The organism is Streptococcus porcinus (assembly GCF_900475415.1).
Classification (GTDB): domain Bacteria; phylum Bacillota; class Bacilli; order Lactobacillales; family Streptococcaceae; genus Streptococcus; species Streptococcus porcinus.
Window position 1 is genome coordinate 1,955,525 of sequence record NZ_LS483388.1, and the last position, 17,394, is coordinate 1,972,918.

19 protein-coding genes are annotated in these 17,394 nt (G+C 36.7%); 2 read left to right on the top strand and 17 right to left on the bottom strand.

Going from position 1 to position 17,394, the window contains the following annotated elements; all coding sequences use genetic code 11:
* Positions 1-143: 143 nt before the first annotated feature.
* Together DQM45_RS09720 and yaaA are read left to right on the top strand one after the other, a co-directional pair.
* A complete protein-coding gene (locus DQM45_RS09720) occupies positions 144-422 on the top strand; it encodes a VOC family protein (RefSeq protein WP_050791087.1) in 279 nt (92 codons plus the stop codon).
* 51 nt (positions 423-473) lie between these two features.
* The gene (yaaA, locus tag DQM45_RS09725; RefSeq protein WP_003085110.1) at positions 474-1,205 is read left to right on the top strand and encodes a peroxide stress protein YaaA; all 732 of its coding nucleotides are present in this window, start codon (positions 474-476) and stop codon (positions 1,203-1,205) included.
* Between the two features lie 122 nt (positions 1,206-1,327).
* Here the strand turns inward: yaaA and nrdG are convergent, their stop codons facing one another.
* The 17 genes from nrdG to DQM45_RS09805 form a co-directional block, all read right to left on the bottom strand.
* Positions 1,328-1,942, bottom strand: coding sequence for an anaerobic ribonucleoside-triphosphate reductase activating protein (gene nrdG, locus DQM45_RS09730; RefSeq protein WP_003083420.1), 615 nt, complete (start codon positions 1,940-1,942; stop codon positions 1,328-1,330).
* A gap of 6 nt (positions 1,943-1,948) precedes the next feature.
* The gene (locus tag DQM45_RS09735) at positions 1,949-2,452 is read right to left on the bottom strand and encodes a GNAT family N-acetyltransferase (RefSeq protein ID WP_003085547.1); all 504 of its coding nucleotides are present in this window, start codon (positions 2,450-2,452) and stop codon (positions 1,949-1,951) included.
* A gap of 11 nt (positions 2,453-2,463) precedes the next feature.
* Positions 2,464-3,396, bottom strand: coding sequence for a Gfo/Idh/MocA family protein (locus tag DQM45_RS09740; RefSeq protein ID WP_003083891.1), 933 nt, complete (start codon positions 3,394-3,396; stop codon positions 2,464-2,466).
* Positions 3,397-3,417: 21 nt separating this feature from the next.
* Positions 3,418-3,567: a hypothetical protein gene (locus DQM45_RS10165; protein WP_003086019.1), complete on the bottom strand. Its 150-nt coding sequence runs from the start codon at positions 3,565-3,567 to the stop codon at positions 3,418-3,420.
* Positions 3,568-3,650: 83 nt separating this feature from the next.
* Complete coding sequence (gene nrdD, locus DQM45_RS09745) at positions 3,651-5,846, bottom strand: anaerobic ribonucleoside-triphosphate reductase (RefSeq protein WP_003084673.1); 2,196 nt, start codon at positions 5,844-5,846, stop codon at positions 3,651-3,653.
* A 101-nt stretch (positions 5,847-5,947) separates the two neighbouring features.
* Positions 5,948-7,510 carry a glycosyltransferase family protein gene (locus DQM45_RS09750; protein WP_003082812.1) on the bottom strand — a complete coding sequence of 521 codons (1,563 nt, stop codon included), beginning with the start codon at positions 7,508-7,510 and terminating at the stop codon, positions 5,948-5,950.
* 125 nt (positions 7,511-7,635) lie between these two features.
* Complete coding sequence (locus tag DQM45_RS09755; RefSeq protein ID WP_003084435.1) at positions 7,636-7,941, bottom strand: DUF1292 domain-containing protein; 306 nt, start codon at positions 7,939-7,941, stop codon at positions 7,636-7,638.
* Between the two features lie 10 nt (positions 7,942-7,951).
* Positions 7,952-8,371 (bottom strand): Holliday junction resolvase RuvX, encoded by a 420-nt coding sequence (gene ruvX / locus DQM45_RS09760; RefSeq protein ID WP_003084867.1) that lies wholly within the window; start codon positions 8,369-8,371, stop codon positions 7,952-7,954.
* Positions 8,368-8,637 carry an IreB family regulatory phosphoprotein gene (locus DQM45_RS09765; protein ID WP_003083367.1) on the bottom strand — a complete coding sequence of 90 codons (270 nt, stop codon included), beginning with the start codon at positions 8,635-8,637 and terminating at the stop codon, positions 8,368-8,370. The genes ruvX and DQM45_RS09765 overlap by 4 nt, the downstream gene beginning before the upstream one ends.
* Positions 8,638-8,748: 111 nt before the next feature.
* The gene (spx, locus tag DQM45_RS09770) at positions 8,749-9,147 is read right to left on the bottom strand and encodes a transcriptional regulator Spx (RefSeq protein WP_093959030.1); all 399 of its coding nucleotides are present in this window, start codon (positions 9,145-9,147) and stop codon (positions 8,749-8,751) included.
* A 231-nt stretch (positions 9,148-9,378) separates the two neighbouring features.
* Positions 9,379-10,521 (bottom strand): recombinase RecA, encoded by a 1,143-nt coding sequence (gene recA / locus DQM45_RS09775; RefSeq protein WP_003085104.1) that lies wholly within the window; start codon positions 10,519-10,521, stop codon positions 9,379-9,381.
* A gap of 89 nt (positions 10,522-10,610) precedes the next feature.
* Entirely contained in the window at positions 10,611-11,870 is a 1,260-nt protein-coding gene (locus tag DQM45_RS09780; protein ID WP_003083068.1) for a competence/damage-inducible protein A, read from the bottom strand.
* Between the two features lie 100 nt (positions 11,871-11,970).
* Positions 11,971-12,540 (bottom strand): DNA-3-methyladenine glycosylase I, encoded by a 570-nt coding sequence (locus DQM45_RS09785; RefSeq protein WP_003083576.1) that lies wholly within the window; start codon positions 12,538-12,540, stop codon positions 11,971-11,973.
* Between the two features lie 3 nt (positions 12,541-12,543).
* A complete protein-coding gene (gene ruvA, locus DQM45_RS09790) occupies positions 12,544-13,137 on the bottom strand; it encodes a Holliday junction branch migration protein RuvA (protein ID WP_003084468.1) in 594 nt (197 codons plus the stop codon).
* Position 13,138: 1 nt separating this feature from the next.
* A complete protein-coding gene (locus DQM45_RS09795) occupies positions 13,139-14,362 on the bottom strand; it encodes an MDR family MFS transporter (protein WP_003082865.1) in 1,224 nt (407 codons plus the stop codon).
* A 10-nt stretch (positions 14,363-14,372) separates the two neighbouring features.
* Positions 14,373-16,340 carry a DNA mismatch repair endonuclease MutL gene (gene mutL / locus DQM45_RS09800; RefSeq protein ID WP_003083965.1) on the bottom strand — a complete coding sequence of 656 codons (1,968 nt, stop codon included), beginning with the start codon at positions 16,338-16,340 and terminating at the stop codon, positions 14,373-14,375.
* Positions 16,341-16,404: 64 nt separating this feature from the next.
* Positions 16,405-16,962 carry a DUF3267 domain-containing protein gene (locus tag DQM45_RS09805; RefSeq protein WP_003085303.1) on the bottom strand — a complete coding sequence of 186 codons (558 nt, stop codon included), beginning with the start codon at positions 16,960-16,962 and terminating at the stop codon, positions 16,405-16,407.
* Positions 16,963-17,394 lie beyond the last annotated feature (432 nt).

Genomic DNA, 17,394 nt, shown 5'->3' on the forward strand with positions numbered 1-17,394 from the left:
CAAGCTAACTGACAAATCAGATCTTGGTCTCATACTCCCTATATATTAATCACTTAGTTAGAAAAGCCACCTTTTATGTTGATATAATTGGTTTTTCTCTTTTTAAATAGGTGACAGATGAGTCCCAATTAAAAGTTTTTGGTATGACTGATAAAATGACTATCCCAACAGCATCGTGGATTACACTAGGAGATTATCATCATCACTTAGCTTTCAACCACTGGAGAGGGAGCCTAGATTCAAAAAAGTCTACCAGTCCTGAGTTGAACTTCTTAACAATTACGTTTGAAGACCAGCTCACCTTTGAAGACAGCTATCAAAAAGCTCAACTCCAAGGTATGAAAGTATCCTCGAAAACCAAGAACTCATTTACTCCCATTGATCCCTACGCTAACATTAGCAAAGTAACGCTTAAAGTATAAACTTTTGACCTTACCTTGACAGAAAGGCTTTTTCTTTACTACAATAATTATATGTTAACTTTTCTAATCCCAACAGCCAAAGAAATGAAAATTCCCAAGCAGAGTTTTCCCCCTAATATTCCTGAAAATAGCCAAGCCATCATAGATCAATTAGCTTCCTTATCATTCAAAGAACTGGCTGCGGCTTATAAATTAAAGGAGACAGCAACCCAAAAAGAGTTTGATAGAATTCAGTCTATCAAAAAAGGACAAGCTCCAACTTATCCTGCTTATCAGCTCTTTAATGGCCTCATGTATCGTCATCTTGACCGAGAACATCTATCCCAACAAGAGAAAAACTATCTCCTTACGCATACTTTTATTACATCATCTCTATATGGTGTTATCCCAATGGACTTTCCCATCGCCGAACATCGCCTAGATTTTCAAACAAAACTTAAAATCAATGGAAAATCCTTAAAGCATTATTGGCGTAATGATTATGACCATTTTTTGAGCGATAAGAAAATAGTTATTTCCCTTTTATCTAGTGAATTTGAAGAAGTTTTCAGTAAAGATAAAAATAACTTGTGGATAAGTCTCTTGTTTTTAGAAGAAAAAGCTGGTAACCTAAAAAGCCATTCAACCATCTCTAAAAAAGGTCGGGGAGACTTTCTTAAAGCCTGTGCTCAGAACAATTGTCAAGACATTAAAGACCTCAAAAACCTTGCTTTTAAAGGTTTTATCTATAGTGAAGATCAATCAAATTGCCATAAACTTGTATACATCAAAAAAGAGGCTTAGGCCTCTTTTTTGATGTTTATCCCCATGCCTAGAACTTATTCACAAGTTGTGGATAAGTGTGAGGATAAATCCTACTTATTCAGACTTAAAGCTGTTTTCAATTATCTTAAAAATTGCTCTTCTTAGATAAGTTTATCTCGACTGACCTGCTCGAAGGTTTGGGCACCATCATTTAGTTTTGACCAAATCACCACACAATTACGTTTCAAAGACTCTTGGACATCAATGATTCTTTGATTTGAAGACCCTCGAAACTGCAACATGAGATTCTTTTTAGTGATGTCAAACCGACCATCCACCAAAATATCAATTAAGGACAGTAGCTCTAACTTATCGGGTGTTTCTTCCATCATTTCTTCCCAAGTATAACCAGTCCATGACCAAATATCTTTTTCGGGCAGTTCTTTTCGAATCCGTTTAACGAGTGGCAACAGTATGCCAGTGTTTAAAAAGGGTTCCCCACCTAAAAGTGTCAAACCTTGTACATAGGGTTGAGCTAAATCAGTCATAATTTGCTCTTCTAGCTCCTTGGTATATGGCATTCCAGCATTAAATGACCAAGTTGCAGCATTATAACAGCCTTTACAGTGAAACATACAGCCTGATACATAGAGAGAATTACGCACGCCCTCCCCATCAACAAAATTGAATGCTTTATAGTCGATAATGCGCCCCTTACTGAGTTCGTGTGATTGCCACTCTTTTGGTTTTGGATTATTCCAGCACTTTTCTGACATCTGCTTTTACCTCTGTTTTATCCAATAACGTTCTGTCTCCCCCTGAACATCTTCTAAAAGACCACCATTTGCTAAAATTACCGACCTACTAGCGCTATTATTAACCTTGCAAGTAACAAGGATAGCGTCTATATTCTTCTCATGTGCAATGGTAATGGCTTTACGCAACATCTCCTTAGCAAAACCTTTGTTTCTCTGACTAGGTCGAACAGAATAGCCAATATGTCCTCCTGAGGCTCGCAAAGCATCTGTCAATCTTAGTCGTAAACTCAAAAAACCAATAGCTTCCTTTGTTACTTGGTCAAAGGCTACAAATTGGATGGATGGGGCAAAGTGACTTGGAATCCCAATTCCTTGCTCAATTCTTTCATTATTTTCGAGCCAATTATCATAGTTAAACTCTTGAGGGTTCCAAAAACCCCCATCATGCGGTGAGTCGAAATCATCGAATTCTCGCATCATCTCTACTATCGTTTCCTTATCTTCATAAGTTGGACGTCGTAATTCCATCAAACTTCCTCCTAATATGGCAGGTTTAGGTCTAAAATGCCACTTGTCTCCTCTGAACTTACAATTTGCTGGCAAATCCAATGGCTCATCAAAGTCAGTTCATTGTTGACAGGGTTGACACCGTTTTTAATTGCATCTATGAAAGCAGTAATAATAGACTCGAACCCACGCTTGTATAAGGTAGTATCCCAAGCTGAAAAACTAATTTTTTCCTGATGATTTCCCTTAAAAACGGTTAACTGATCTAGGTTTTCAAGATGCATTGTCTTCTCAGGCCCCTGAACTTCCATCACTTCTCGACGACAACCAGACTGAAGATTCATCGTAGCTATAATTACTGTATTTTCAGTCTCTAGATTTACAGTTACTTGACAAACTTTTTCTCCCACTAGCTGATAAGAAAAATAGCCAGTCGTAGGCTTTTCTTCTGTTAAAAACAACGCTGTATCAAGTGGGTGGATAAAAAAATCAAACACCTTAAAAATGAAGTCTCCAGGTTTGTTACTATCATTTTTTTCAACCAAAACTTTACGCTTACTTGACAGAGTTGACAGTTCCTTTACACCGGGAGCGAAACGCCGATTAAATCCTGCCATTAGAAAGGTTCGGTTAGCCTCTGCCAGTGCATAAAGCTCTGCCACTTCCTGATATGATTCAGATAAGGGCTTATCCATATAGACAGGGATCCCTTTTTCTAAGAATAATGTTGCCATTTGGAAATGTACTTTTGTCGCAGCATGAATAAAAACACCGTCTAGATCTACACTAGCTAAGTCTTTATAGTCGTTGTAAACTACTGAATGGGGAAATAGTGCATCTACGTCTCTTAAAATAGCCTGCTGTCGTGTTGATATGTGCCACTCAATACCGCCTAGCTGACGCATATAAGGAAGATATGCTTTCTGAGCAATTTTCCCTAAACCAATAATGCCAAGTTTTAACATTAATTCCTACTTTCTAGCCACTTATTTCTGAGACTTCTTTTTTACTTTCTCTAAAAATTGAGCTTTTAAATCTTTTGCCTTATCTTTTTTGTGCCCATTCTGTTGTGACTGTTTCTCGTGGAATCTTTCTACTTGCTGCATTCCTTTATAATCTAATTGATACTTTCCCATTATCTACTCACTTTCTTTGCTGATACTATTAGTTAAATAAAGGTTGCCTACCCTAAGCAACCTTTTAAGCATAACATTATTTTTTATACACCAGGATACTTAATAGTTGATCCATTCATATGCTTCACCCGTGCTGATATTTCTTTATGACGGCCATTAACCATTGGACGAGCTTGAGGATTCCCTAAATAACCACAAGTACGTTTGACAACGTCAACAGTTTTAGGGTCATTATTGCCACAATTAGGGCAAGCAAAGCCACGTTCAGTAGGCGTAAAGTCTCCTTCAAATTGACATTGATAACATTTATCAATAGGGGTATTGGTCCCCAAATAACCAACACGATCATAAGCATAATCCCAAACAGCTTCTAAAGCCTTGGGATTTTGTTGCAATACTGGATACTCACAGTAATGAATGAACCCCCCAGATGCTCCGGCTTCCGGATAGACCTTCTCAAAGTCTAACTTTTCAAAGGGTGTTGGATTTTTACGCACATCGTAGTGGAATGAGTTCGTATAATATTCTTTATCTGTAATATTTTCAAGTATTCCAAATTTTTCAATATCCAAGCGACAAAAACGATCTGTCAAGCTTTCTGATGGCGTAGAATAAACAGAGAAATGGTAACCATAGCTATTTGACCACTCTTCGCAAGCTGATTTCATGACTTTGATGATAGCCACAGTAAAATCTTTTGCTTCTGGATTACCTTCCCAATCTCCACCATAGAAAACAGATGCTACCTCATAAAGGCCAATATAGCCTAAGGATACCGTTGCGCGACGGTTTTTGAAAAGTTCGTCAACACTATCAGTCTTATTTAGACGTTTACCAAAAGCACCATATTGATAAAGGATTGGTGCATTTGCAGGTGTTGCTTCCTTAACTCGCTCTACACGATAAACCAATGCATCCCGACCAATAGTAAGCCTTTCTTTGAAAAGTTCCCAGAATTTTTCCATATCACCATTTGATTCTAGGGCAATCCGTGGTAAATTCAAAGTCACAACACCCAAATTCATACGTCCAGATGTAACATCTTGTCCCTGCTCATCTTTCCATCCTTGAAGGAAGGAACGACATCCCATCGGTGCTTTAAATGATCCTGTTAAATCAATAATTTTATCATAGGATAGCATATCAGGATACATGCGTTTTGTAGCACATTCTAAAGCTAGTTGCTTGATATCGTAATTGGGGGAATCTTCTTCTAGATTTAAGCCACGTTTTAAGGTGAAAATTAGTTTTGGGAAAATCGCTGTTCGATGCTCACTCCCTAAACCTTTAATACGTATTTCTAGAATGGCTTTCTGAATTTCTCGCTCAAACCAAGATTCTCCTAAACCAAAACCTAATGATGTAAATGGTGTCTGACCATTAGAAGTGAAGAGGGTGTTAATTTCATATTCCAAAGACTGCATAGCATCATAGATATCTTTTTTAGTTTTTTCAAACGCATATTCTTCACGCTTTTCCGCGATTACCCATTTTTCTGCATCAGCCATGTGTTTTTTGTAATTTAACTCAGCATATGGAGCTAAAAACTCATCAATACGATCTGCTGTACATCCTCCATACTGACTTGAAGCAACGTTGGCAATGATTTGAGAAATCTGAGCCGTTGCAGTTTGAATAGATTTTGGACTTTCCACTTCAGCATTGCCAATTTTGAATCCTTTAGCTAACATCCCTTGAAAATCAATTAAACAGCAATTTGTCATGGGAGTGTAAGGACTGTAGTCCAAATCATGATAATGAATGTCTCCTTTTTGATGAGCGTTTGCAACATGTGGAGGTAACATTTTGAGACCAATAGACTTACCTACTATACCAGCTGTTAAATCTCTTTGCGTATTAAAAACATCACTATCTTTGTTGGCATTTTCATTAACCACCGATTGGTCTTTTTGTAACAGTTTATCGATGGTAAAATTAATATCAGTTGCTTGAGAACGAGCAAAATCACGTTGTGTTCGATAATTAATGTATTCTTTTGCGATAGCATATTCATTTGCTGATAGTAATTCATGCTCCACAATATTTTGGATTTCATAAATTTTAACATTCTTAGGGAAACGATCTCTAATCTCAGCTACAACACGTTCTGAAATAGCCTCTAACTTTGCTTCAACCAAGGGAGACATTGGGGTTACTTCCATACTAGCCTTTAACAAAGCACTATAGATTTTAGTTGTGTCAAAAGGCACTAAACGACCATCACGTTTTATCACTTTTATATCCGGTTGAACAACCACTGTTTCTTTTTCATGTGTCATCTTGTCATTTCTCCTTACTTGGACTATTATATCACTCCATTCAAAAAAATCAATATGTTGTGTTAATAATTTTTTCATAACACAACATATTGATTTTCATCTTATTTTTGCTGATAAATGTGAAAGCTTGTTATATCAGTTTTAGTGATTAATCGATAGTCTCGCTTAAGCTGTTTCTTTAGAGTTTTTGGTAAAGGACAATTCTTGTTCACAATAATATATTGGGCTCTATTTTGAAGTAGCTCATCAATCAAGATACGTTTATGCGCTACCTTCTTAACATTAACAGAAGGAGATGCAAATTGTGAAGCGGCTTTCCGCTGACTTTCTAAATAGATTTGCGAACTGCTATCCCATACGTAAATTTTATCTGACTTCGCGATATGTTCCTTGATATAGCTAACAACCTCTTGTCTTCCTTGGTTAAGATGACTTTGATAACGATATTGTTGTATCGCCAAAGTAAGAGACAAGGTAATAACAATGATAGGTAGATAATAGTTTTTTTTGAAATAAAGATTGATAATAGCCAGTAGACCATTTGGTTGCCTTCTTACTCGACGATGACCTCGTGTTCTCTGCGACGTAAGATAAAGCTGGCCAAATGGTATAGCAATCAAAATTAAACTAAAAGGTAATAGAGGCAAAAGATGGTAGGGGTAATAATCACCACTTAAACCGGCAATAATAAGGTAAGTTATAATTGTAGCGAGAAGAGGATACTTGATATAAGTGTCTATTTGTTCCTCGCTTCTTTTTGTAGGGGAGGAAAAGCTATAAAAGAAGCCAAGAGCCCCTAAAAATCCCAAATAAACCAAAAAGGAAAGAAAAACTGGCAAATCCCCAACTCTAAAATAAGAAAATTGATACAAAACGGCTTGAGATAAATAAGGACTTAAAATTTGTAAATTTAAAATAAAATAGCCAACAACATAGAAGACCAAGAGAAGTCCTAATATAATAGCTAATAATTGGTAGAAACCTCTTGCAAAATGTCTTAATTTACAATTATAGCATATAATCGCTATGGTAACGAGAAACCAAAAAACCAGTGTCCTAGGTTCTAACAGCATTGATAGTGCAGCTGTGATTCCAAATAAAATAAAGGCCTCATCCTTGGTTAATCCAGCAAAATATTTCGTCAAAAACCAAAGCGGTAGCAAAACAAAAGGCATTGCAAATTGAATAGGATAGATACCTCCAAAACCTAGGCTAGCAAGTAAAATAAAATAGAGCATCGTAAAAGCCAATGCAACTTTACGGTTTGTTGTCACAAACTGAACCAATTTATAAAAATAAATTCCAGCTATGTAAAATGCTACTACTTCCATGAAAACCAACCACCAAGTTGAGCCTAAATAATAACTTAAAGCTATTAAGACAAAGTAAAGCATGCCTCCAGTTGTAAAAATATCACTGTAGGGAATTTGTCCTTTGGTCAGCATCATACCAATATAAAGGTTTTGGTTTTGTAATGGATTAGCCAAATGGGTCAACAAAGGATTAGCCACACTAAAAAAAGCCACTAAAAAACTGATTATTAGAATATAAGTTTTATGTAGACTTGGAACCTTTGTTTCGTACTTTGTTGTATGAATAGTCGGGCCGTCATCAACCTGAAAATCCTTCGTAGTTGCAGTAGTATTACCAGTCATTTGACTCACTTATTTTCTCCTTGAAATGTCATACAACAAGTATATCAGATTATAACATTTAGTCAATTTGAAGTTCTAAAACCATAGCTACCAAGTTTATTTTAGGAAAAATAAAAGACCCAAAGGGTCTAGTATCATTCTTCATCTAAAAAGCTGTTAAAGACTTCTTCAATCATGTCCCATTCAGCGTCAGAATCTTCAGGGATAGGTTGTAAATCACCTTCAGTTCCATCTTCGTTTTCAGTAAATGAGTAAGCTTGAATTTCAATCTCCCCAGACTCATCTTCTTCAGAACCAGCAGGTACTAGTAGAACATAATTCTTTCCAAATTCTTCTTTTCCATCAATGGTTAATAAAATTTCGAACAATGATTCATTTCCTTGTTCATCAACAAGTGTAATAACTTCATGTTCATGGTCATGATCGTGATTGTGTGCCATTTCTTTCTCCTTAATAGGTTCTATCTAAATAATTTTGCAAAATAAGTTGTGCAGCAAGTTTGTCAATAACTTTTTTTCGCTTGCCCCGACTAATATCTGCCTGTTCAATTAGCATTCGTTCAGCTTCAACAGTTGTCAGTCGCTCATCTTGGTAAACAACTGGAATCTTGAATAGTTCTTGTATTTTTTGACCATAGGCTTGACTAGCTTCCACCCGGGGACCACTAGTATTATTCATATTCTTTGGTAAGCCAACAACAAATTGTGAGACGTCATACTGCGCTACCAATTCACTTAACCGATCAAAGCCAAAAGCTTGGTTGTCTTCATCAATCTTTATAATTTCAAGACCTTGGGCAGTAAAACCAAGTGGGTCACTAATGGCAACACCTACGGTTTTTGAACCAACATCCAAACCCATTATTCTCATTTAACGTCAATCCCATTTCCTTGTAAATAATAGCGCACAAGCTCTTCTACAATTTCATCACGTTCATACTTACGGATTTGATTTCTGGCATCATTATATCTCGGAACATAAGCAGGGTCTCCACTTAATACGTAACCAACGATTTGATTAATTGGATTATAACCTTTTTCCTCTAAAGAATGGTAAACAGCAGTAAGTGTTTCACTAATTTCCTTTTTATCCCCATCGTCTAATTTAAAGCGGACTGTTTCATCTGTAAATCCCATACTTACACCTTCTTTCTAAACTAAGTGCTATGATATATTATAGCTTATTTTTTGATAATTAACAAGAAATCTAGTTATTAGAACATAAAAAAAGCTCCTAAACAGAGCTTTTTACAAGGCCGCACGTAAACGTGCTTCCGTATTTTCAATATTACGAATAGAGCGTGGTAAGAAAGCTCTAATATCATCTTCTTTATAGCCAACTTGAAGGCGTTTATCATCGATCAAAATAGGGCTTTTAAGAATACGAGGATTGTCCTGAATCAAATCAATAACTTCACTAACACTTAATTCTTCAATATCACAGTTTAGAGCCTTTGCATAACGGTTTTTAGATGAGACAATGCTCTCAACCCCATTTTCTGTTTTTGAAAGAATTTCCAAAATTTCTTCTTTTGTTAAAGGTTCTTTTCCTAAATTCTGTTCTTTATAAGGGAGCTTGTGGCCATTTAACCAAGTTTTGGCCTTTTTACAGCTCGTACAACTTGAAATCGTATAAATTCTTATCATGTTGTTCTCACTTTCTATCTCGTGATATGATAATTGTAACATAGATTAAAAACTTGAACATAGGTCTCCGGACCTATTTTTTTGTCATTTTTGGCCTTTCTTTCCCTATTTTTTGTGAACTTTTTCCCATTTCTAACATAATGTAAGCGTTTTTTAACTACCCCCACTTGTTTGGTCTTGGTAACCTATTTTTATCTAATAGTAAGCAAAAAAGACCCTAGGGTCTTTTCCTTAATCTTCAATTTCAATAGCATCATCCAACTCAAGGACGAGTTCATCAGCACTTTGGTTCGATGTCGTCTCGATAATGTCTTCTTGCTCTATGTCGTCTTCTAAGAGGCCAACTTTCACACGTACCTTATGATCAATTTCTTCAAAGATATCAGGGTGATCTGCCAAGAATTTTTTAGCATTCTCAGAACCTTGTCCGATTTTTTCGCCATTATAAGAAAACCAAGCACCCGCTTTTTGAATAACATCTAAATCTGAAGCAATTTTAATCAACTCACCTGTGCGTGAAATACCTTCTCCATACATAATTTCCACTTCGGCTACTTTAAATGGAGGAGCAACTTTATTTTTTACAACTTTGATTTTAGTTTCTTTCCCTATGTTGTTATCTTTTTGTTCACCAGTACCTTTAATTTGTGTATTTCCACGAACATCCAATCGAACAGAGGAGTAGAATTTCAGCGCACGGCCTCCAGGCGTTGTTTCTGGATTACCAAACATAACTCCAACTTTTTCACGTAACTGGTTAATAAAAATAGCAATCGTTTTAGTTTTATTGATAGAAGCTGATAGCTTACGCATGGCCTGACTCATCATCCGAGCCTGCAAACCAACGTGGCTATCCCCAATATCACCATCAATTTCTGCACGTGGCACTAATGCTGCAACCGAGTCCACTACTACTAAATCAACTGCACCTGAGTCGATTAATTTACCTGCAATTTCAAGCCCTTGCTCACCAGAGTCTGGCTGCGACAGCAACAACTCATCAATATTAACACCTAAAGAAGCAGCATACGCAGGATCTAGGGCATGTTCAGCATCAATAAAAGCGGCAATGCCACCTTCTTTTTGAGCCTGAGCAACTGCATGGAGAGCAACAGTTGTTTTACCTGATGATTCTGGCCCATAAATTTCGATAATACGACCCTTAGGATAGCCACCCGCACCTAAAGCAATGTCCAGAGCAAGGCTTCCAGAGCTCATAACTTGAACCTTTTGCTCAGCTCTTTCTCCGAGACGCATAACTGCACCTTTCCCGAAATCCTTCTCAATATTTTTTAAAGCATCATCTAAAGCTTTACGACGATCATCGCCAAATTTTTTGGTAATTTCTTCTGTTTTTTTCACTTTTTTTGCCAATTCATTCTCCTCTTCACGGGAAAAGCTTAAAAACAACTCCACAAATGGTTATTTCTATTATTTCCACACTTAATATATTGTATCAAATTTCAACTTTTTAATAAAGTTTTTCGGACCAAATTAAAAGCATGTAGTGTTGCTATATAACGAATATCAGAACGACTTCGTCCACCAATTATTATTTGGATAGAATCTGTTTTCTCCTCTGTCGAAATACCAATAAAAACAGTCCCCGCCGGATGCCCCTCTAAGGAATCTGGTCCTGCAACACCGGTCAAACTAATTCCTATATCCGACTCAGTTAACAACCGTGCTTTCTCGGCCATTGCTTGGGCTGTATAGTGGCTAACCACTCCATTAGCTTGTAAGTCAGATAAGGGAATATTCAACATCCTCGACTTTTCTAACATACTGTATGTCACAAAACCACCTGAGAAAAATTTTGATATCCCAGCAAAATTAGCCAAAGTTGCCTGAAAAAGTCCAGCTGTTAAACTCTCAGCTGCAGTAAGTTTTTTCTTTTTTTTCTTGAGTAACTGGACGACTTCCTTTGATAAACTATTATCTTCTCCATAGCCATAAAAAAACTGACTTAAAGGCGTACCTTCCATCGATGGTGTGGCTAAAATAACTTTCTCAAGCGCATCGAGCTTTTTATCAGCCTCTATCGTTCCTGAAGCCTTGGTTGATAGACGGAGAGTTACTTCACCTACCTTTGCATATGGCGCAATTGTTGGATCCGTCTGCTCAGAGATGACCTTAGCTAAAACAGTGACTAATTGACTTTCGCCAATACCAAAAAAACGTAATACGCGCGAATAAAGCTTAGTCTGAGTCACAGTTAGCATAGATAACAACTGTTGATTTACCATTGGTATCAACTCAGAAGGTGGTCCAGGTAGGATAACATAAGAAACACCGTCACTTTCTACTAATCCTCCGACCGCTAGCCCCGTAATATTTTGAATAGGAATTGAACCTTCAATCAACTGTGACTGTTTCTCGTTATTAGCAGTTCGTAAACTTTGCGGCCGAGAAGCAAAAAAACTATCCAATTTATCTCTAGCTTCTTCGTCAAAAATCAAATCACGGTCCAAGAAACTTGCTAAAGTTTGCTTCGTTAAATCATCATCTGTTGGCCCAAGTCCACCACACAAAATAACAAGATCACTACGTTTACTAGCAAGGGAAAGGACCTCTAGTAATCGAGCTTTGTTATCACCAACAGCTGTTTGATAAAAAACATCAACTCCTATCTCTGCCATTTTTTCTGATAAAAACTGAGCATTGGTATTGAGAATTTGACCAGTTAAGATTTCTGTACCTACTGTAACAATCTCCGCCTTCATTTAGTCACCTACTTATCTATTCGATCTTTTCTTTCATTTTATCAAAAAAATTACTAGCATTCTATTGAAATTAGGATTCTTTATTCTAAAAGAAAAACCGTCAATCATAACGGTTCCACTTATAAGCACAATTCTCCTCATGATCATTAACCATTCCTGAAGCTTGCATAAAAGAATAGACGGTTGTCGGCCCAAGAAATTTAAAACCATATTTTTTCAAAGTCTTTGCTAGACTAGTTGATAAACTTGTCTGAGCAGGAGCTGGATTTTCTTTGTTGACAAGGTTGTCAATGGGTTGATGATTAACAAATTCCCACAAAAAATTAGAAAAAGAGCCATAGTCTTCTTGAATTTTCTGAACCGCTTTTGCGTTGTTGACAGTAGCTTCCAGCTTTAACCTATGGCGGATAATGGACGGATTCTGCAAAGCGTCAGCTATCTCTTTGGAGCTGAAGAGAGCCACTTTCTTAATATCATAGTTGTGAAAAACCTGATTAAAAGCAGCGCGTTTCCTTAAAACCGTCAACCAAGATAGACCAGACTGATAACTTTCTAAACATAGCAACTCAAATAATTTCTGATCATCATAAATCGGCCTCCCCCACTCTTTGTCATGGTAAGCGCAATATAGTGGGTTAGCCACAGGCACCCAGTGGCATCGTTGAACCATAAACTATCCCTTCATTAACATCTTCAAAGCTAACTTGATATATTGTTCAGCCGTTTCATCTGTACCTTCAAAGAAAGCCCTAATCTTCTTCAACTCTGTTGCTTTATAGCCCAGCGCCAAGAGGGCCTCGATAGCTTCGTCAAGCTGTTGATTACTATTTCGTTTAGCTTGGCTCTGCTGCTGACTAGGCTCTGAACTATCCACAAACTTACCAGCAAGATCAAGAATCATCTGTTGTGCTGTTTTTTTACCAATTTTAGGAAACTTCATTAGGTACTTAATATCACTATTATCAATGGCTCTAACCAATCCTTGGTTATCGTCTACAGCAACAATAGCTAAAGCAGTCATCGGACCAATACCCGAAACAGAAATAAGCTTTAAAAAAACATCCTTTTCATCATCCGTATGAAAACCAAACAGAATATGAGCGTCTTCTCTAATCACTTGATGCAGATAAATAGTTACATTTTGATTGACACTATCTGTAAAACTATAAGGGTTAGCCACATAAATAATATAACCCAAGCCATTTGCCTCTACAACAATATATTTAGCAGTAATTTTTTTTAATTTTCCTTTAATATAGTCAAACATATTAAACCTTTTCTTTCTGTTTCGCAGCTAAAATAATGAGGTACAAGCCCACTATCGCAATAAGTAAAAAAGCTACTTGAACGCCTATGAGCCCAGTAAAATGACTGATCGACACTATTAGACCTGCTAATACTGCTCCCAAAGGTTGTGTCATAGAGATAAAACCCGTGTAGGAGCCAATTTTTGATTGATCCATCATTTCCGCCCTTAAAACCTGATTCGCCGGAACGTTTATCATTTCGCCTATAGTAAAGATAATAACAGCAATGAGAATACCCGTGAAATGATTAAACGAAAACGCCAAAAACATTCCAACTGTAAAAATGCCTGATCCTAAAATCAACTGTTGCAATAAAGGCCACTTTTCAGTCAATTTATTCGATAATGACATCAGCGTAGCAATCAAAATCGTATTAGTGAAAACCATGATAGACAGCATCTTAGCTCCTGTAATCTGAAACCCAAAAATTCTTGTTTCTTGAAAGGCGAGCTTTAAATGAACAGGTACAAAATTATCCATTTGTAACCAAATGCTTGAAAAGAGAACCGATCCTAAAGTAAAGATAAGAAAGGGCTTATCTGTGAAGACTTCTTTATAATTTTGGAAGGTACCACCAAGACCTCGATTATGGGTAAAGGGAAGGTCCTCTGGCTTGGTTTCATCGAAATAGAAATAAGCAATTAGGAAACAAAGAATATTAACAAGAAAAAGAGCTATCAATAAATCAAGAAAATAATGATCATAGAATAATCCTGACAAACCTGCACCAAGCATAACAGCAATATTAATAAACCAATAATTAATGGTATAAACAAATTTCCTATTACTCAAATCGGTTAAATCGATCAGCATAGCTTCATACGCCGGAGCATAAAAACTTGATGCAAGCTCCACTAATAGGATACCAAGGAACATTAAGTCTGGCATAACATGGTTGGGCACGTTTGCTACAATCGTTAATAGCCAACCAATGGTCGTTCCAATAGAACCATAAATGACTACCTTTTTGCGTCCAATTGCATCAGACAAATGGCCTCCATATAAACTTCCTAAAAGACCAGCAAAACTAGTCACTATCATCAAAAATCCTGTCCACAGTGTTCCAAAATAAGTAGTGTAGTACATAGCCATAAATGGAAAGATACTACTTCCAAGAGTAATCGTTACAAACCGAACCAGCTGCCTAATTTGAATTTGTTTAGATAATTTAAAAAATTCCTTCATAGATCACTTCCTAATATTTTCCTAGCTCTCTCAAACTAGTATGATTTTCTTGAATACGACGGAACATTTTTTCCATATCTGATTTACTAAAGTGGATCAAGACTGGACGCCCATGTGGACAGTTATAAGGATTTTTACACTGTGCCAATTGTAATAACAACTGTCTCGCAGAATAATCATCTAAAGTATGATTAGCTTTGATAGATTTTTTACAGCTCATCATAATAGCCAGTTCAGCACGATAATTCTTAATGGAGACCTCCTGAGTCAAAAGTAACATGTCACACATCTCATAAATACCAACTTCGATCTCACTTTCTTTCATCCAAATAGGGTGTTCCCTCAAAATAAAAGTATTCTGCCCGTATGGCTCTAGGTAGATTCCCACATCGTTTAAAAGAGACATCTTTTCTTGCAAAGTCAAAAAATCAGAGCCAGAAAATTCAAACAGATAGGGTACAAGCAGTTGCTGTAAACTACTATCAACCTGCCCAATTTTCTCACGGTAATATTCATACTTAACCCGTTCTTGAGCCGCATGTTGATCAATAATGAAAAGCCCATCTACTCCTTGAGCAAAGAGATAAGTACCGTGCATTTGCCCAAAATAGTCTAATTCCGGAAATATTGACGCTTCCTCATTTTCCAAACGTTCCATAACTTGTTCCAACTTGTGCTTATTTTTAAAAGTCAAATCAGAATGGTCTCCGGTTATCTCTTCTATCTCTGGGCGACTAGCATACTTAACAGCAGGTGATGATAATTCAATTGGTTCCTCTTCCGTTAACTTGACAGCATTGTCAAGATCAGTGGAGCCAGAATACAACTTAGTCTGAACTTCATTAACTTCATTCTTTTCAACAAAGAAATCATTTTCATGCGGATCATAGTAAAGTTTACGAGTCTGTAAAGGTAAACGTGTTTGCTCTGTTTTGGGCAAAGATCGAGTGCTTGATTTTGCTAGGTTTTCCAAGGCATCAGGAATTAAATCTTGGGCTTTTAAACTTTCTGCAATAGCAGTACTAATCAAAGCCATTAATTCTCTTTCTTTAGAGATACGGACTTCTTGTTTTGTCGGATGGACATTGACATCGGCAAGATAGGGGTCAATTTGAATGTCAATAACCACAACTGGGAAACGCCCCACCATTAATTTGGAACCATAGCCATCTAAAATAGCGCGATTGAGCAAAAAGTTTTTGATATAGCGACCATTAATTAAAATGGTAATATAATTTCGATTTGCTCGAGTCAGTTCTGGCAAACTAACATAACCGCTTATGTCAAAGTCTAGGTCTGCATTTGCTATTTCTATCATTTTTTTAGCGGTTTTTAGACCATAAATGCCTGCAATAGCTTGTTTCAATTGACCGCTTCCAGAGGTTCTAGTCATTTCTCGACCATCAGATATGAGAGTAAAGGCTATTTCAGGGTGTCCTAAACTTAGACGATTAATAACATCGACAATATGAGCCAATTCTGACTGGAGGCTCTTCATATATTTTAGGCGCGCTGGTGTATTATAAAAAAGATTTTCAACTCTTATCCGACTTCCTACAGGCATCGAGATGGTTTCTTGCCCTTCAATCTTGCCACCACGCACGAAAAGTTGACTGCCATGCTCAGACTCTTCTGTAGCTGAAGCAATGGTCATTTCACTAATAGAAGCAATTGAGGGCAAGGCCTCTCCTCTAAAACCAAGTGTTCTAATACGAAAAAGATCACCTTGATTTCTTATCTTACTGGTTGCATGACGAAGGATACTCATAGGTAAGTCTTGTTCTGACATGCCCTCACCATTATCAGTTATTGTTATCGATTTTAAGCCTGATTCTTCAATATCAATGGTAATCTGACTACTTTTTGCATCAATGGCATTCTCTACCAATTCTTTAACGACACTTGCTGGACGCTCAATAACTTCCCCAGCTGCAATCTGATTGGCGAGAATTTCTGGTAATTCAATAATTTTAGTCATTCATTTGTCCTCGCATTCTTATGGACTATTATAACATAAAAGAAAAAGCACATTTGTGCTTTCCTTACTTATGATAAATGATGAGTCCAGCTTTCGTATCCTCTGCCATAACAGGTAGTTTAAAATATTTGATTCCCAATAGGTAACAATAATAAAAATCCCCAGCACAACCTCCAGCATGTAGCGCAGCAAGTATAACATATAAAAATGGCGATAATATTTCTAAGTAATATAGAAGAGTTAATCCAAAAGTAATAAAAATAAAAGGAGCAATACTAATCCAAATCATCTGCATTCGCGAATAACAACTATTTGGAGAAATGCAATAAACCACCATATTTTTAAGATTAACACCGAATTTTATTTTTCCTTCTGGCTGGAAAATCTTAAAGAAAATTCCATGTATTCCTTCATGTAGCACTAGGAGGAAAACCATTAAACCAGTCGTCCAGAGAAAAGACGCAAGGTCAAAGTCAATACTACCACTTCGGAAAGGTTTAATTGCATCTGCTATAAGGGGGAAGAAGTATAGAAAGCTCAGAAATAAAAAGAGGGAAAAAAGATTTAAAAATATTAGCAATCTCTTATTGTCAGTCACATTTACATCTTCTAAGATTTTCATTTATCCTCTCCTTTTAGGGAAGCTATCCTTCTTTTCCTCTATCTTAGCATATCTTTCTTAGATTCGGAAATAGCCTTCGAACAAAACATTGTTGATGAGTTTATTAATGCTGCCTAACAGCCTTATCCTACGATGCTTTACCTTAATCGCTGATAAATTTAACCCCTAGCTCTTCCTCGTTCTTTTAAAAGATTATTTGTACATGAAATTGGTAAATCTAGTAGAATGACGGATTTAAAAGTCTACATATCAAAAACTTTGTCGCAAAACAATAACTAGAAACACCTCTTTAAAGAGTACTGAACACTCTTTGTTCACACTATACATTTTGTTTAAAATATGTATCACAATCATATCAACTAAAAGAATCCAACAACATGGTTCCAGCATACTAGTCATGGTATCCAAGACCAGTTATGTAAATTCATAGAA

Excerpts from the sequence above, each read along its gene's own strand:
- DQM45_RS09720 (WP_050791087.1), top strand. The coding sequence starts at position 144 with ATGACTGATAAAATGACTATCCCAACAGCATCGTGGATTACACTAGGA.
- yaaA (WP_003085110.1), top strand. The coding sequence starts at position 474 with ATGTTAACTTTTCTAATCCCAACAGCCAAAGAAATGAAAATTCCCAAG.
- nrdG (WP_003083420.1), bottom strand. The coding sequence starts at position 1,942 with ATGTCAGAAAAGTGCTGGAATAATCCAAAACCAAAAGAGTGGCAATCA.
- DQM45_RS09735 (WP_003085547.1), bottom strand. The coding sequence starts at position 2,452 with ATGGAATTACGACGTCCAACTTATGAAGATAAGGAAACGATAGTAGAG.
- DQM45_RS09740 (WP_003083891.1), bottom strand. The coding sequence starts at position 3,396 with ATGTTAAAACTTGGCATTATTGGTTTAGGGAAAATTGCTCAGAAAGCA.
- DQM45_RS10165 (WP_003086019.1), bottom strand. The coding sequence starts at position 3,567 with ATGGGAAAGTATCAATTAGATTATAAAGGAATGCAGCAAGTAGAAAGA.
- nrdD (WP_003084673.1), bottom strand. The coding sequence starts at position 5,846 with ATGACACATGAAAAAGAAACAGTGGTTGTTCAACCGGATATAAAAGTG.
- DQM45_RS09755 (WP_003084435.1), bottom strand. The coding sequence starts at position 7,941 with ATGGCACACAATCACGATCATGACCATGAACATGAAGTTATTACACTT.
- ruvX (WP_003084867.1), bottom strand. The coding sequence starts at position 8,371 with ATGAGAATAATGGGTTTGGATGTTGGTTCAAAAACCGTAGGTGTTGCC.
- DQM45_RS09765 (WP_003083367.1), bottom strand. The coding sequence starts at position 8,637 with ATGGGATTTACAGATGAAACAGTCCGCTTTAAATTAGACGATGGGGAT.
- spx (WP_093959030.1), bottom strand. The coding sequence starts at position 9,147 with ATGATAAGAATTTATACGATTTCAAGTTGTACGAGCTGTAAAAAGGCC.
- DQM45_RS09780 (WP_003083068.1), bottom strand. The coding sequence starts at position 11,870 with ATGAAGGCGGAGATTGTTACAGTAGGTACAGAAATCTTAACTGGTCAA.
- DQM45_RS09785 (WP_003083576.1), bottom strand. The coding sequence starts at position 12,540 with ATGGTTCAACGATGCCACTGGGTGCCTGTGGCTAACCCACTATATTGC.
- ruvA (WP_003084468.1), bottom strand. The coding sequence starts at position 13,137 with ATGTTTGACTATATTAAAGGAAAATTAAAAAAAATTACTGCTAAATAT.
- DQM45_RS09795 (WP_003082865.1), bottom strand. The coding sequence starts at position 14,362 with ATGAAGGAATTTTTTAAATTATCTAAACAAATTCAAATTAGGCAGCTG.
- mutL (WP_003083965.1), bottom strand. The coding sequence starts at position 16,340 with ATGACTAAAATTATTGAATTACCAGAAATTCTCGCCAATCAGATTGCA.
- DQM45_RS09805 (WP_003085303.1), bottom strand. The coding sequence starts at position 16,962 with ATGAAAATCTTAGAAGATGTAAATGTGACTGACAATAAGAGATTGCTA.